The organism is Gordonia sp. YY1 (genome assembly GCF_009872315.1).
GTDB classification, from domain to species: domain Bacteria; phylum Actinomycetota; class Actinomycetes; order Mycobacteriales; family Mycobacteriaceae; genus Gordonia; species Gordonia amicalis.
In genome coordinates, this window is sequence record NZ_WXYI01000017.1 from 25,148 (window position 1) to 39,349 (window position 14,202).

General features: G+C 67.5%; 11 protein-coding genes and 1 riboswitch. Of the genes, 2 read left to right on the forward strand and 9 right to left on the reverse strand.

Annotated elements, in window-relative coordinates; genetic code table 11:
• Positions 1 to 11: 11 nt before the first annotated feature.
• Entirely contained in the window at positions 12 to 1,244 is a 1,233-nt protein-coding gene (locus BPODLACK_RS18855; RefSeq protein ID WP_159405959.1) for a hypothetical protein, read from the forward strand.
• Positions 1,245 to 1,442: 198 nt separating this feature from the next.
• Here BPODLACK_RS18855 and gcvP read toward each other — a convergent pair whose 3' ends face one another.
• The 8 genes from gcvP to secA2 form a co-directional block, all read right to left on the reverse strand.
• The gene (gcvP, locus tag BPODLACK_RS18860; RefSeq protein ID WP_159405960.1) at positions 1,443 to 4,313 is read right to left on the reverse strand and encodes an aminomethyl-transferring glycine dehydrogenase; all 2,871 of its coding nucleotides are present in this window, start codon (positions 4,311 to 4,313) and stop codon (positions 1,443 to 1,445) included.
• A gap of 169 nt (positions 4,314 to 4,482) precedes the next feature.
• A riboswitch (glycine riboswitch) is annotated at positions 4,483 to 4,578 on the reverse strand.
• 99 nt (positions 4,579 to 4,677) lie between these two features.
• Positions 4,678 to 5,319 carry a MerR family transcriptional regulator gene (locus BPODLACK_RS18865; protein WP_006435497.1) on the reverse strand — a complete coding sequence of 214 codons (642 nt, stop codon included), beginning with the start codon at positions 5,317 to 5,319 and terminating at the stop codon, positions 4,678 to 4,680.
• A 253-nt stretch (positions 5,320 to 5,572) separates the two neighbouring features.
• The gene (locus tag BPODLACK_RS18870) at positions 5,573 to 6,085 is read right to left on the reverse strand and encodes a bifunctional nuclease family protein (RefSeq protein WP_159405961.1); all 513 of its coding nucleotides are present in this window, start codon (positions 6,083 to 6,085) and stop codon (positions 5,573 to 5,575) included.
• A gap of 157 nt (positions 6,086 to 6,242) precedes the next feature.
• Entirely contained in the window at positions 6,243 to 6,929 is a 687-nt protein-coding gene (gene ftsR / locus BPODLACK_RS18875) for a transcriptional regulator FtsR (protein WP_024497474.1), read from the reverse strand.
• Between the two features lie 42 nt (positions 6,930 to 6,971).
• Positions 6,972 to 7,424 carry a glycogen accumulation regulator GarA gene (gene garA, locus BPODLACK_RS18880; protein ID WP_005199386.1) on the reverse strand — a complete coding sequence of 151 codons (453 nt, stop codon included), beginning with the start codon at positions 7,422 to 7,424 and terminating at the stop codon, positions 6,972 to 6,974.
• Positions 7,425 to 7,773: 349 nt separating this feature from the next.
• Positions 7,774 to 8,178, reverse strand: coding sequence for a glycine cleavage system protein GcvH (gene gcvH, locus BPODLACK_RS18885; protein ID WP_024497472.1), 405 nt, complete (start codon positions 8,176 to 8,178; stop codon positions 7,774 to 7,776).
• Between the two features lie 20 nt (positions 8,179 to 8,198).
• Entirely contained in the window at positions 8,199 to 8,828 is a 630-nt protein-coding gene (locus tag BPODLACK_RS18890) for a CDP-alcohol phosphatidyltransferase family protein (RefSeq protein ID WP_024497471.1), read from the reverse strand.
• Positions 8,825 to 11,164, reverse strand: a complete 2,340-nt coding sequence (secA2, locus tag BPODLACK_RS18895) for an accessory Sec system translocase SecA2 (RefSeq protein WP_159405962.1) — start codon at positions 11,162 to 11,164, stop codon at positions 8,825 to 8,827. The genes BPODLACK_RS18890 and secA2 overlap by 4 nt, the downstream gene beginning before the upstream one ends.
• Positions 11,165 to 11,345: 181 nt before the next feature.
• Between secA2 and BPODLACK_RS18900 the strand changes: the two genes are divergently transcribed.
• The gene (locus tag BPODLACK_RS18900; protein WP_024497469.1) at positions 11,346 to 12,884 is read left to right on the forward strand and encodes a hypothetical protein; all 1,539 of its coding nucleotides are present in this window, start codon (positions 11,346 to 11,348) and stop codon (positions 12,882 to 12,884) included.
• A gap of 3 nt (positions 12,885 to 12,887) precedes the next feature.
• Here the strand turns inward: BPODLACK_RS18900 and BPODLACK_RS18905 are convergent, their stop codons facing one another.
• Positions 12,888 to 14,123 carry a hypothetical protein gene (locus BPODLACK_RS18905; RefSeq protein ID WP_024497468.1) on the reverse strand — a complete coding sequence of 412 codons (1,236 nt, stop codon included), beginning with the start codon at positions 14,121 to 14,123 and terminating at the stop codon, positions 12,888 to 12,890.
• Between the last annotated feature and the right edge of the window lie 79 nt (positions 14,124 to 14,202).

Here is a 14,202-nt window from a genome sequence, read left to right on the forward strand (position 1 = left end):
GGGCATCGGCGTTGGCACATCATCGGAACCGCGGGGAGAGCATCCGCAACCGTGGCGTCAGCCGAGGTGTCGTATTCGCACTGCTCTCGATCCTGCTCGTCGCCGCCATCGTGGTGGCCTGGCAGGACCTCGGCGACCGCATCAACCGACAGGCCGACGACGCGGCCGCCCAGTGTGTCGAGGGTGCCGCGTCGGTTCCGATCGTCGCCGATCCCGACATCGCGCCCGGTCTCGCCGCGATCGCGACCGCCTTCGCCGACACCAAGCCCGTGGTCCGCGACCATTGCATCACCGTCGCAGTCCGTCCCGGTGACGCGAAGATCACCCTCGACGGCCTCACCGGTACCTGGGAAGCCGAATCGATGGGCGCGTACCCGGCCGCGTGGGTACCGCAGTCCTCGGTGTGGTCGGCAGACCTGGCCTCGGCCCAACCCGATCTGATCGAGGGCAGCAACCGATCGCTCGTCTCGACCCCGGTGGTCCTCGCGGTCTCGCCGGAATTCGCCCGGGCCGCCGGCGACCAGCTCGACTGGTCCCAGATCCCGACCCTGCAACGACGCGACGCCTCGCTCACCGAGTTCGGCCTGCAGGGCTGGGGGGCACTGCGCATGGCCATGCCGGTCGGCGCCCAATCCGACGCGAGCGCGCTCGCGGCGCAGGCCGTCGCCACCCGCGTGACGCGCACGACCGGCCCCCTGACCACGGCCGACGCGGAATCACCGCGTGTGACGTCGAGTGTGAAGGCGATGCTCAACGGCGCACCGCTCTCCCCCGACGGCACCCCGCAGGGCGCGGCGACCGCGATCGCCAACGCCGCCGACCCGGCCAAGAGCGAGATCCACGTCGTCCCGATCACCGAACAGCGACTTTTCCAGATGACCAAGTCCGACGATCCGGCGCGTCTGGCCGAGGTGATACCGGGCGGACCGACGCCGATCGCGGACTACCCGATCATCCGTCTCTCCGGGCCGGAGGTGAGTGACGTGGCGGCTGATGCGGTGGCGGAGTTCATCGCCTACGCGTCGCAGCCCGAGCAGCTGAAGCTGCTCACCGAACTCGGATTCCGCGGCGACGCCCCGATGCCGGCAGCCACCGCGACGGTCACCTTCCCGCGTACCCCTGATCCGATGCCCACACCGGAGAACGGCGCGATCGTCGCGATCAACCGCGTGGTCTACGGACCCACGAGTCTGCCGGCGAGTTCTGCGGTCTCGCCGGCGCCTTCGGGAACCGCCGGCGGATAGACCGGATGGCTCGAGTCGTTTCGATACGGCTCGTCGCTGCGCTCCTCACCTACTCAACGAGCAGGGATCGCGCTCGTCGCTGCGCTCCGCACCTAGTCAACGAGCAGGGATCGCGCTCGTCGCTGCGCTCCTCACCTACTCAACGAGCAGGGATCGCGCTCGTCGCCGCGCCACCCACCGACTCGTCGACCGGAGCGATCAGCTGCTGTAGGCCTCGATCGGGGGACAGCTGCACACCAGGTTCCGATCGCCGTAGACGCCGTCGATGCGACGCACCGAGGGCCAGACCTTCGCGCGGGCGCCCGCCGACGGCAGTCCCTGCGGGTAGACCGCGACCTCCCGCGAGTACGGATGGTCCCACTCGCCCACCAGCGCCTCGGCGGTGTGCGGCGCACCGCGCAACGGGTTGTCGTCGACCGGCCACTCGCCGCTGCCCACCCGGTCGATCTCTTCCCGGATGGCGATCATGGCGTCGCAGAAGGCGTCGATCTCGTCGAGGTTCTCGCTTTCGGTCGGCTCGACCATCAGGGTTCCGGCCACTGGGAAGCTCATTGTCGGAGCGTGGAAACCGTAGTCGGCCAAGCGCTTTGCCACGTCGTCGACGGTGACGCCGGTCTCCTTGGTGATCGTGCGCAGGTCCAGGATGCACTCGTGGGCGACGAAACCGCCCTCACCGGTGTAAAGCACCGGGAAGTGGTCCCGGAGTCGCTTGGCGACGTAGTTGGCGGCGGTGATGGCCGTCAGTGTCGCCCGGCGCAGACCGGCCGCACCCATCATGGCGATGTAGGCGTAGGTGATCGGCAGGATCGTCGCCGAACCGTACGGTGCCGCGGCGATGGTCGCCGTGCCCGGAAGTTCGTCGGCGAGCGGGTGTCCGGGCAGGAACGGAGCGAGATGCTCGCGCACCGCCACCGGACCCACGCCCGGTCCGCCGCCACCGTGCGGAATGCAGAAGGTCTTGTGCAGGTTCAGGTGGCTGACATCGCCGCCGAAGTGACCCGGACGTGCCACGCCCACCAGTGCGTTGAGGTTGGCGCCGTCGACGTAGACCTGTCCGCCGGCGTCGTGGACCGCGCCGCAGACCTCGCGGATGTCGTGTTCGAACACGCCGTGCGTGGACGGGTAGGTGATCATGATGGCGGCGATCCGGCCCTCGTTCGCGGCGATCTTCGCGCGCAGATCCTCGAGATCGACGTCGCCGTTCTGCCGGCAGCCGACCACCACGACGCGCATGCCCGCCATGACCGCCGACGCGGCGTTGGTGCCGTGGGCGCTCGACGGGATCAGGCAGACGTCACGGTCGAGATCCCCCCGGCTCCGGTGGTAGCCGCGGATCGCGAGCAGTCCGGCGAACTCGCCCTGCGAACCCGCGTTCGGCTGCAGACTCACCCGGTCGTAGCCGGTGACGGCGACGAGCCAGCCCTCGAGCGTGGAGATCAGCTCGCGGATGCCCACGGTGTCCTCGACCGGCGCGAACGGGTGGAGTCCGGCGAACCCGGGCCACGTGATGGGTTCCATCTCGGTGGTCGCGTTGAGCTTCATCGTGCAGGAACCGAGCGGGATCATGCTGCGGTCGAGCGCGATGTCCTTGTCGGACAGAGCGCGCAGATAGCGCAGCATCGCGGTCTCGGTGCGGTACCGGTTGAATGCGGGATGGGTGAGGTACTCGCTGGTGCGGTTCTCGATCGGCTGCGCGAAATCGAGGGGCTGCACACCGGCGGCGTCGAAGGCACGCAACACACCCTCGAGGTCGGCCTCCGTGGTGGTCTCGTCGCAGGCGATCGAGACGGTGTCGGCGTCGACGCGGCGCACGTCGATGCCCTCACGACGAGCCCGGGCGACGATCACGTCGGCCTGCCCCGTGGCGCGGACCTCGATGGTATCGAAGAACGAGGCGTGCGTGACCGAGAAGCCGCCCGCCGCAAGCGAATTCGCCAGACGAACCGCGGCGTCGTGGGTGCGGCGCGCAATGGCCCGGAGCCCGTCCGGCCCGTGGTACGACGCGTACATGGCCGCCATCACGGCCAGCAGGACCTGCGCGGTGCAGATGTTGCTGGTGGCCTTCTCCCGCCGGATGTGCTGTTCACGGGTCTGCAGGGCGAGGCGATAGGCGAGGTTGCCGTCGGCGTCCTTGGAGATGCCGACCAGACGGCCCGGCAGCTGGCGGGCGTGCTTCGAACCGACCGCCAGGTAACCGGCGTGCGGACCACCGAAGCCCATGGGAACGCCGAAACGCTGGGTGGTGCCGAAGCAGGCGTCGGCTCCCTGGTCCCCCGGCGGCGTGATCAGCGTCAGCGCGAGCAGGTCGCCGCCGACCGCCACCAGTGCACCGCGCTCGTGTGCGGCGGCGATGATCGGCGCGGCGTCGACGATCCGACCCGAAGCACCTGGAACCTGCAGGATCACACCGAAGAAGTCGCCTTCGGGAAGCCCCTGGTTCGGCAGCTCCGGATGCAGCGATGCCTCGACGACCTCGATGCCGAGCGGCTCCGCGCGGGTCTCGATCACCGCGCGGGTCTGCGGGAAGAGATCGGCGTCGACGACGATGCGCGACGACTTCGACTTGCCGGCGCGGCGCAGCAGTGTCATGGCCTCGGCCGCCGCGGTGGCCTCGTCGAGCATCGACGCGTTCGCCACCTCCATCCCGGTGAGATCGGCGACCATGGTCTGGAAGTTCAGCAGGGCCTCGAGGCGTCCCTGACTGATCTCCGGCTGGTAGGGCGTGTACGCCGTGTACCAGGCCGGGTTCTCCAGGACGTTGCGGAGGATGACGCCGGGCGTGTGGGTGCCGTAGTAGCCGAGACCGATCATCGAACGGGCCACGGTGTTCTGGGCGGCGAGACCGCTGAGCTCAACCAGGACCTCACTCTCACTCTGCGGGCTGGGCAGAGCCCCCAGCACGTTCGAGTCGAGTTCATCCGCGATGACCGCGGGGATGACGCGATGGGCGAGTTCATCGAGCGACGACACACCGATCACCGAGAGCATGCGCTGCGTCTCGTCGGGGTCGGGACCGACATGGCGGTCCACGAAGGTGACTGGCGCTGACGACGTGTCGGCTGAGGGCATGGTGAGGGCAACCTCTCGCAGGCGCCGGCTCGGTGCCGGCAGGCTCGCCCTCCCCCTCTGTCATGTCACCGGCCGGGGCCGGACGACGCCTGAGAGATTCGGTGTCACGCGGTTGCGTGACGACCTTTCACCGTGGGCGGACGACGAATCGTCACTTTCCAGAGACGCCGTCACCACCACGGTCCGGGTGCCTGAGAGTTTGACGGAGAGGTATTGCTCCTTCGGCGGTCACCTGTGTTCGGTGACGCTCTCCCGTGGCGTAGCGACGCGCGCACCAGTCTACGCAGTTCCACGTCCCGTTGGTCCAGACGACATCGCGAGAGTCGTGAGGATCACGTGGCGGGGTGCGGGCAGAGTGCGGATGCTAGCCGGTACGGCGGGTGCGATTCTTGCGGCGAGCGGCGAGTTCGTCCTCGGGTGCCGTCTCGCTGATACCCCCGTCGGCCCGCTCCCCCGGGAAGTCGGCGATGGTGCCGGTGAGTTCGCGCATCGCGCCGCTGACCGCGATGCCGAAGACGCCCTGTCCACCCTGTAGGAGGTCGACGACCTCTTCGGCCGACGTGCACTCGTAGACGGTGGTGCCGTCGGAGAACAGGGTGATCTTGGCCAGGTCCTCGACCCCGCGCTTCCGGAGGTGGTCGACGGCGACACGGATGTTCTGCAGCGAGATGCCGGTGTCGAGGAGTCGCTTCACGATCTTGAGGACGAGGATGTCCTTGAACGAGTACAGGCGCTGGCTACCCGAGCCCGCGGCGCCGCGGATCGACGGGACGACCAGCGAGGTACGGGCCCAGTAGTCGAGCTGGCGGTAGGTGATGCCGGCGATCTGGCAGGCACTCGGCACGCGGTAGCCGACCAGTTCGTCGGGAACGGTGTCGTCGGGGAAGAGCCCGGGTGCGATCTCCTCGAGACTGCCCTGGGTGGGACCCGCGGGACGATCGGTCACAGCGTGGTCGGGTGACGGGTCGCTCGACGTCACTTCACTGTCGACCGGACGATCGCCCACTTCTGTCTCCCTTGCAGAGCTCGGACCGGATGCCGCATCACATGCCTGACATCCACGTCTACAGTACGCGGTCCAGGCCCTGCTCGGGTCAGCCGATCACATCTTCATCGGCCCCTGAATGGTGCGCGATGTCGGGATTGACGCTATGCCGCGGGGGACACCGGATCAACGCGACGCGCCATGAGGCTCAACCTCAAGTTGAGATTGAGACAAACGGTGACCTATCGGTTGCCGTTCCGTGACCACGGACAGCTCAGGCGCCGCTGGCCTTGAAGTCGTCGGGCGAGACGTTGTCGAGGAACTCCTTGAACTTCTCGACCTCGTCCTCTTTGGTCTCGTCGACCGGCTCGGCGGTGGCGTCCTCGGGTTCTTCCTCCGGGATCAGCAGGCCGGCCTCGGCGAGGACCTCCTCGTCGGCGATGATCGGCACCTCGGCACGCATCGCGACGGCGATGGAATCCGACGGCCGCGCGGACACGCGGAGATCGCCCGAGAAGATCATCTCGGCGTAGAAGGTGCCCTCCTGCATGTCGACGATGCGCACCTCGAGGAGCGTCTGGCCGAACTCCCTGATGAGATTGACGATCAGATCATGGGTCAGCGGGCGCGGCGGCTCGATTCCCTTCTGACGCAGGGCAATTGACGCAGCCTCACTCTGTCCGATCCAGATCGGCAGGTACCGCTCGCCGTCGATCTCGCGGAGCAGGAGCACGGGCTGACTCTGCGGGGGCTCGACCCTGATGCCCACCACACGCATCTCGCTCATCTCGCACCTCCCAGACGCCTCGTAGGGCGATCGATTGATGACCTCGACGCTACACCGCTCAGGCGACACACGGCGGCCGACTCGCTGCTGGGCGGCACGATCACTTCGGCCCGATGCGGACACCGAGGAGGCCGGAGTGCGCTGGTCGAGAAAGTGTTCAGTCGAGCACGTCGCGGACGGCGGCCTTGACCAACTGCGTGTGCAGGGTCACCGACAGCGCCGCGATCTCGCGAACGAGTTCTTCGGCACGGTCCCGGGCACCGGTCCCCTTGCCCTTGGCGATGGGGTTGGCGATCTGGGCGACCAGGCCGGCTTCCCGGTCCGCGGACACCTTGAAGGCACGAAGATGGCGTGTCTCGAGGCCATAGCTGGCCAGTGCCGCGGCCGCTTCGACGAGGCGCACGGCATCCTCGTCGAAGAACCCGGCCGGGCCCGGGATCAGCAGCCCGTTTCGCTGCAGTTCGGTCACGAACGCCGAGTCGACGCCGGTCCGTTCGATCAGCGACTCCCGGGACACCCGACCGGCACGCGCACCGAAATCGGTTGCGGGGGCCACGGTGCCGCGAGCCGTGGACAACGCCACGGTCCCGCCGGAACCGAAGCCGCCGTTCCCGTTGTCGATCGCATCGAGTTGTTCCTTGATGACCTTCAGCGGGAGATACCGGTCCCGCTGGGCGGTCAGCACGAAGCGCAACCGTTCACAGTCGGCTTCGCTGAATCGCCGATAGCCGGACGGCGCCCGCTCCGGGGTCACCAGACCCTCCGATTCCAGGAACCGGATCTTGGAAATCGTGATGTCGGGAAAGTCATCACGCAACTGGGCGAGGACCGTGCCGATCGACATCGATCCCTCGCCGCGAGGGGCCGTGGACGCCGTCACGACTTCTCAGGCGTCTGCTTCGTCGCGCGGACCGCTCAGGAAGACCAGACGGAATTTGCCGATCTGGACTTCGTCGCCGTTGCTCAGCGATGCGGTGTCGACGGGTTCCCGGTTGACGTAGGTGCCGTTGAGGCTGCCCACGTCGACCACCTGAAACTCGTTGTCGCCGAGTCGGAATTCGGCGTGACGACGGCTGACCGTCACATCGTCGAGGAAGATGTCGCTGTCGGGATGCCGACCCGCTGAGGTCGTCGGCTGGTCGAGGAGGAACCGCGATCCCGCGTTGGGCCCCCGCTTCACGACAAGCAGCGCGGTCCCGGGAGCGAGTCGCTCGACTCCCGTCTCGGCCGGCTCACTCGAGGTGCTGGTCCCGGCATCGAGTTCATTGATGAACTCTTCCCGGAACACCGAGGTGGTCTCCACCGGCGCCTCGAAGTCCCTGTCGTTTTCGCTCACCACTTCTCCTTCGTCGTCGTCAGTGCAATCGCACTGTCAGTGCACACCGCACTGTTCGGCCAACCGCACTGTCCGGCCGTCCACGTCTCCGGTCCCGATCGCGGTCTCGCGTCGGTTCGGAATCGGCTCTCGCCACGATGGCCGGTTGAATCTACATGACGTGTGCGGACGGGTAGATCTCGGTGCATGATCGCGAAGTCCGCTCACGTCACGCCTCATTCCCACTGCCGTAACCGTACCGGTCATGTCGATCGCACCGGCGAGCGAGTCGACTCCGGCACGGTCGATCATATCGTCACCGGGGCGATCAGCCAGGTCGATCAGAGCCACCGGGTGGTATCGGCGGGATGTCCTACCCTTCGATGACGGCGCGGTAGCCCGCGGCGTCGAGACCATCTCCCAGTTGCTCCTCGAGGGTCGCCTCGTCGGCGGCCTCGATCTCCACCAGCCAGCCCTCGCCGTACGGGTCCGAATTGACCAGTTCGGGCGAGGCGTCCAGTGCGTCGTTGACCGCGCTGACGGTACCGGTCAGCGGCCCGAAGATGTCGGAGACACTCTTGGTCGATTCCACCTCGGCGAAGGACTCGCCGACGGTGACCTCCGCCCCGGTGTCGGGCAACTGCACGAACACCACGTCACCGAGCGCATCCTGCGCGAAGTCCGTGATGCCCACGCGCACGGTCGTCGGCCCGGTCTTCTCGATCCACTCGTGCTCTGCGGTGTAGCGCAGGTCCTCTGGCACTTTGCTGTCGGTCACATGAGCCCCTCTCGTTCCCGTCAGACTCTACTGTCTGACGAGGTGTCGGCCTGACGGCGCGACGGCATGTGTCGCATCACCAGGATCGTCTGATACCAGTACAGGACGAAGGACCACAGGTAGAGCCCCACGCCCCAGATCATGAACGCCCACCCGACCGGGTACGCGATGTCGCCGACGACCGAATCGAGCTGTCCGGCAAGCAGCCACGGGAACGCACTCATCAGCGCGAAGGTCGCGGCCTTGCCGATGTAGAGCACCGGCAGTGCCAGCACACCGCGAGTACGCAGCAACGGCGCCGTGGCGAACAACAGCACATCCCGGCCGACGATGACACCGATGAGCCACCACGGCAGGAACTCACGCACGCCGAACGCCAGCGGGATGATGACGATGTAGAGCCGGTCGGCCGCCGGGTCCAGCAGGGCCCCGATCCGCGACGACTGATCGAGCAGTCGAGCCAGCTTCCCGTCGGCCCAGTCCGAGAATCCCGAGAACATCAGGACCGCGAATGCCCACCCGTCGGACTTCTCGACGAGCAGCAACCACACGAAGACCGGGATGAGGACGAGCCGGAGCACGCTGAGCGCGTTCGGCACGGTCACGATCCGGTCCGGAGCCGGCGCGGGGGCCGCCTCCGGCTCGGTCACCGGAAGATCCCGATGATGCCCTGCAGCGTCTTCGCCCCGCCCGAGGAGAAGAGGTTGTCGTGGACCATGTACGTCCATGTCGTCGTCGAACGGTGCAGATCCGACGATCCGAGATCGACGCCGTCGGCGGTGATCTTCGCCTCGCGGAACGTCTCCCGCGCCTTCTCCAGCGCTTGCGCGGGCAGGTCGGCGAACTCGGCGAGGATCATCCGGTGGAACTCGTCGAGCGGGCTCTCCTTGCCTAGCGACCGCAGGTGGATGCTCGCCCGGACATCGGAGACGAAGGCGAGATGGTCCGCCCACGCACGGTCGAGGTGGTAGAGCACGATCTCCCGCGCCGCCTGGCCGAGCACGTCACGCGGCACCGACTCGACGGCGACCTCGTCGTCGGTCTCCGCCGGGGACTTCTCCCCCGTCAGTTCGGCGTACCGCTCCGGTTCGAGTTCGGACAATTCCTCGAGCGCGGTGTCGGAGGTCAGGATCTTCATGCGTCGGCCGACGATGATGTCGCGTTGCTGATTGACGAGCTTGTTGTATCGCCAGGTGTTGGCGTGCAATTCCAGGCGGACGCCCTCGGCGATCCGCTGCGCCTGCTCGATGAGGTCGATGCCCTTGCTGCCCATCGAACCGTCGTCGTTGGGCGACACCGGATCGCGCTTGAACGCGAGGTTCTTGGTGACGACCGGATCCTCGAGGCTGGAGAAGAAGACCGACGTACCCGGGTCGCCCTGACGGCCCGCGCGACCCCGCAGCTGACTGTCGAGCCGCTCGGTGTCGTGTCGTCCGGTACCGACCACGCACAGACCGCCGAGTTCGACGACCGCGTCGCGGGCCGCGGAGTCGTCGGCCGAGCCGCCCAGCCGGATGTCGGTACCGCGGCCGGCCATCTGAGTGGACACCGTCACGGCATCACGCGCGCCGGCCTCGGCGATGATCTTCGCCTCCTGCGCGTCGTTCTTGGCATTGAGGACCACCGACGACACGCCGGCCTTCTCGAGGAAGTAGGCGAGTTCCTCGGACTCGGCGACGTCGTGGGTGCCGATGAGGACCGGCTGTCCGGTCTCGTGGATCTCCTTGACGTAGGCCACGATCGCCTCGACCTTGTTGGCCTTGGTGTCGTAGACCCGGTCGGGCAGATCGGTACGGATGTTCTCGGTGTTCGGCGGGATCTGCGACACCCGCAGGTCGTAGAACTGCCGGAACTGTTCGCCGGCCGCGAGTGCGGTACCGGTCATACCGCACACCTTGGGGTAGCGACCGATGAGCGCCTGCACGGTGATGGTGTCGATGACCTCGCCCGAGTCGGTCTGGGCGAGACCCTCCTTGAGTTCGACGGCCGCCTGGACGCCGTCCGGCCAGCGCTGCAGCTGCGCCACCCGACCACGCGAGGCGTTGATCAGGTGGACGCCGCCGTCGCGGACGATGTAGTGGATGTCGCGCTCGAGCAGATAGTGCGCGTGCATCGCGATGCTGACGTGCACGAGCGTGGACCCGACGTGTTCCTCGCTGTAGAGGTCGATCCCGCCGAGCTCCTCCTCGACGAAGGCCGCCCCCTCGTCGGTGAGCGTCACGTTGCGGCCCTCGGCGTCGACCTCGTAGTGCTTCTTCTTCATCCGCGACACCACGTCGTGGATGGCCTGGTCGGGAACCTCGGTCTCGGTCGATCCGGCCAGCACGAGCGGCACGAGCGCCTCGTCGACGAGCACCGAGTCGGCCTCGTCGATGATCGCCACGTCCGGCTTGGGCGAGACGAGGTCGGCCTCGGACAGGGCCAGCTGGTCGCGGAGGACGTCGAATCCGATCTCGTTGACCGAGCCGTAGGTGACGTCGCCGGCGTAGGCGCGTCGACGCTCCTCGCGGCTGGAGCTCTCCGAAATGGCATGCACCGCAATGCCGAAGACGGCGAAGAGCGGCTTCATCCACTCCGCGTCGCGGGTGGCGAGGTAGTCGTTGACGGAGATGACATGGACCTGATGGCCTTCGAGCACATGCCCGATCGCCGCGATGGCGCCGGCGAGTGTCTTGCCCTCACCGGTGGCCATCTCGACGATGTCGCCTTCGAGGAGACGCAGCGCGCCCTGCAGCTGAACATCGAAGGGGCGCAGTCCGATCGAGCGATCCGCGGCCTCGCGGACGAGCGCCAGGAACTTGGCCCGGTCGCCGGCCTTCGCCCCGAGGTCGAGCTTCTCGGCCTCGCCGACGAAGGCGTCGTCGTCGAGTTCGGCTGCCCAATCGGTGTGGGCTTCGGCCTCCTTGATCACACTCAGCGACTTCGACTGATTGCGAGTCGACTGGGCACCCAGAAGTCGCCACATGCTGTTGGTCAGCTTTCCCACCGAAACACTTCTCCTGATCGTTTCCCGGCCACTACACGACCCGTCGCGCCACTCGGCCCCGTCAGGTCAGCAACAACGGTACGCGGCCCCTGGTAGAGCGGGGTCGCCGACATTATGATCGGTCCACCTGTTCTGCCCCGCCCGCATTTCGCCCTCTGCTTCCCCGACCCTAGGACGGCCGATGAGCGTGACCTTCCCGAACAGGACACGCCTGCGTCTGGTCCGGGCCGTTCTGGCCGGGCTGGTGCTGGCGACCGGCGTCGGTCTCGGCGCGTTCAACGCCTGGTGGGTCGCTCTGTCCATCGGCGTTCCGCTGGTCTTCCTGGGTATCGCGATCGGTCCGCGCGCGTCGCGGGTGTCCGAACTGACGGAGTTCCGGCGCGGTGTCACCCGGGACGCCCCGCAGATCGAGGTCGAGGCACTGACCCGCAGCAGTCTCGGCGCCGACGACCTGCAGCCCACGATGGTCACCGCCACCGTCAGCCCGCCGAATGACACCTCCTACGAGGCGCGGTGGATCACCTCCATGGGCAAGGGCCACTTCCAGGCGCTGGTATCGAGCCCGTTCACGACACTCGCACCCGATCAACTGCCGCCCCGCGACCAGACCGACACCCCGGAGTTCGACGACCATCCCGGCCGGTGGGCGGTCATCTACCCCGCGGTGACACTGCTGGTCGCTCTCGCCCTGCTGTTCGGCGTCGCCGGGAGCTGGAAGATCTCCGGCCCCTCGTTCCCGTCGTTCGGTTCGGCCGTGGACGGAGATGCGGACGAGAACGAGGCCGCACTCGCCGAGCGCCACCAGCGGCTCCTGGACGAGATCGTCGACCGGCTGGGGCCCGATGCCACCCGAAACGTGTTGCGCCTGAACTACAACCTCGACTCGTCCTCCGACCAGGCGATCGTGTTCGATCCCACGAACGGCCGCGCGACGAGCATCAACGTCTGGGACGGCGGTTCCAACGCGTCGGCGGTGCCCAACATGGACCGGGCGGACAAGACCTTCGACGCCGCGACCATCAATCCCGGCTCGCTCGGTGACATCACCCACTCGATGTCGGCGGAGGTCTCCCCCGCGGTGGCCGAGACAGAACTCGACCGGGTGCAGATCCAACGACCCGCGCCGAACGAGCCGGTGGTCATCACCGGCACCTTCGACCCCGGAGACGCCTTCGTCCGCGACGTCGAGATCGAGGCCCACACCGACGGAACCGTCGCGGAGTTCTTCGACCCTGCGGATTTCGACACCGCCTTCACGATCGCCCGCGACGCACTGTCGCTCGCCGGCATCGCGCCGGACGCACCTGTCCTCGACGAGTTCGTGATCCGCGGCATCGCCGACAACACCCCGATCATCAGCGCCAGCAGCATCCAGAACAGCGGCGGTGTCCTGATCCGGTACACGACCCCGACCCGCAGCGGACAGGTGGTGATCGCGCCCGGGAAGTTCCCGGAGGTCACGGACAGGGTGGGGCGCCACCGGCCCGACGGCTTCGACTTCGACGGGATCTCACCGCAGCTGTTCGACCGCGTTCGCGACGACGCGATGAAGCGCGGCTCGGTTCCCGAATACGATCGCGGGGCCGTCGCCATGGATGTGTCCGAGCCTCTGCTCGACGACGCCCCGGGTCACGTGGTCCGCATCGAGATGGCCCGGGTCGAAGCATCGAAGGGCATGTACACACTCGACGGAGAACTCATCAAAGCCGCGCACTACTGACGCTCACACCTGCGGCGTACCTGCCTCCAGTGCGCGCCGCGTGACGGCATGCAATTCGGCGACCGCAGCCTCCGGCGGATGAAGGACCCCGCGATCGGACATCGTGGTGACGATGTCGCGGACGCGACCGTAATAGGTCGCCTGCTCGGCGGGCGTGCTGCTGGCCTCGGCGTGTTTGTACAGCTTGAGGGCGGTGTCGAGGGCATCCCGGTCGGCGGGTTCGAGATAACCGGCCCCGATGCGTCGTCCGTGCTTCTCGCACGCGATCCACGCCCGCCGGAGCGCGGCGACGGATTGCTGGTAGGCGTCGGCGCGACCGCGGTTGCCCGGGTAGGCGTCGGTGCGCAGCGCGGTGGCCTCGTCGAGCGCGAGATGGAAGGTCTGGGTCTGTTCGACGGTCACATCCGTGACGGCCGGATACCTCAGCAGCAGCGCCGGGTCGAGTTCGTAGCTGCCGTAGACGCCGAGGATCTCGTCGTGGCGCCGGGTCGCCTCCTCCCACAACCGCTGCGCGGCCTCATCCGATCCGGCGTCGGCGATACGGGGGCGGCGCAGATCGACGGGTGAGTGGTCGTCGGACGAGGCGTCGTGGTCAGGCGACACCGACGCCACCGACACCTTCTCCCGCTGCTCGGCGGCAGCTCTCGGTCGCGTCGAACTCTTCTGCGTCGAACTCTTCTGCGTCGAACCCTTCTGGGTCGAAACACATTGTGGCGCATACTGTTTCAGTCGATCGATGACGACAGCGGCCGCCGGATCGCCCTCGATGATCGCGACCCTCCAGAAGTCGGAGTCGAGATCTTCGTCCACCCCCGTGCCGACGCGCGGCTGCTCACGCGCGAAGGTCAGTTCGAGGTATTTCTGCCCGAAGACGGTGAGGTGCTGGGCCCGCTGTCCGGCCATCGGCGAGGTGTCGTCCGCCGGACCACCGATCGCGAAGGATCGTAGTGCGGTCAGCGGGTAGGACACCAGCGTGCGGTCCTCGTCGCCGAAGTACACGGTGTCGTCGTCGACGGTCAGCAGCACCGCCCCCCGCTTGCCCAGTCGGCCGTACGCCGCGGCGAACAGAGACAAGGCCAGCAGTCCGGCGACCACTGCCGAGATGACCAGACCGTCGACGCCGGCGATGTTGAGCCCTACGAGCCCGACCAGCGCGACCATCATCACGATCCACGCGGCGCTCGCGGAACGGTGATGGCGGGCCGTCAGATACTCGGTCCGGCACGTTACCGGAACCACATCTCACCCCCGAAGGCCATATCGCATCCCCCATCCGGTCGGCTACCGTAAGGATCGTGAGCTCCGGGTATCGCCGTCA

Coding starts and splice junctions, on each gene's coding strand:
- gcvP (WP_159405960.1), bottom strand. CDS start 4,313: ATGCCCTCAGCCGACACGTCGTCAGCGCCAGTCACCTTCGTGGACCGC.
- BPODLACK_RS18870 (WP_159405961.1), bottom strand. CDS start 6,085: ATGAGCGAGATGCGTGTGGTGGGCATCAGGGTCGAGCCCCCGCAGAGT.
- ftsR (WP_024497474.1), bottom strand. CDS start 6,929: ATGTCGATCGGCACGGTCCTCGCCCAGTTGCGTGATGACTTTCCCGAC.
- BPODLACK_RS18900 (WP_024497469.1), top strand. CDS start 11,346: ATGAGCGTGACCTTCCCGAACAGGACACGCCTGCGTCTGGTCCGGGCC.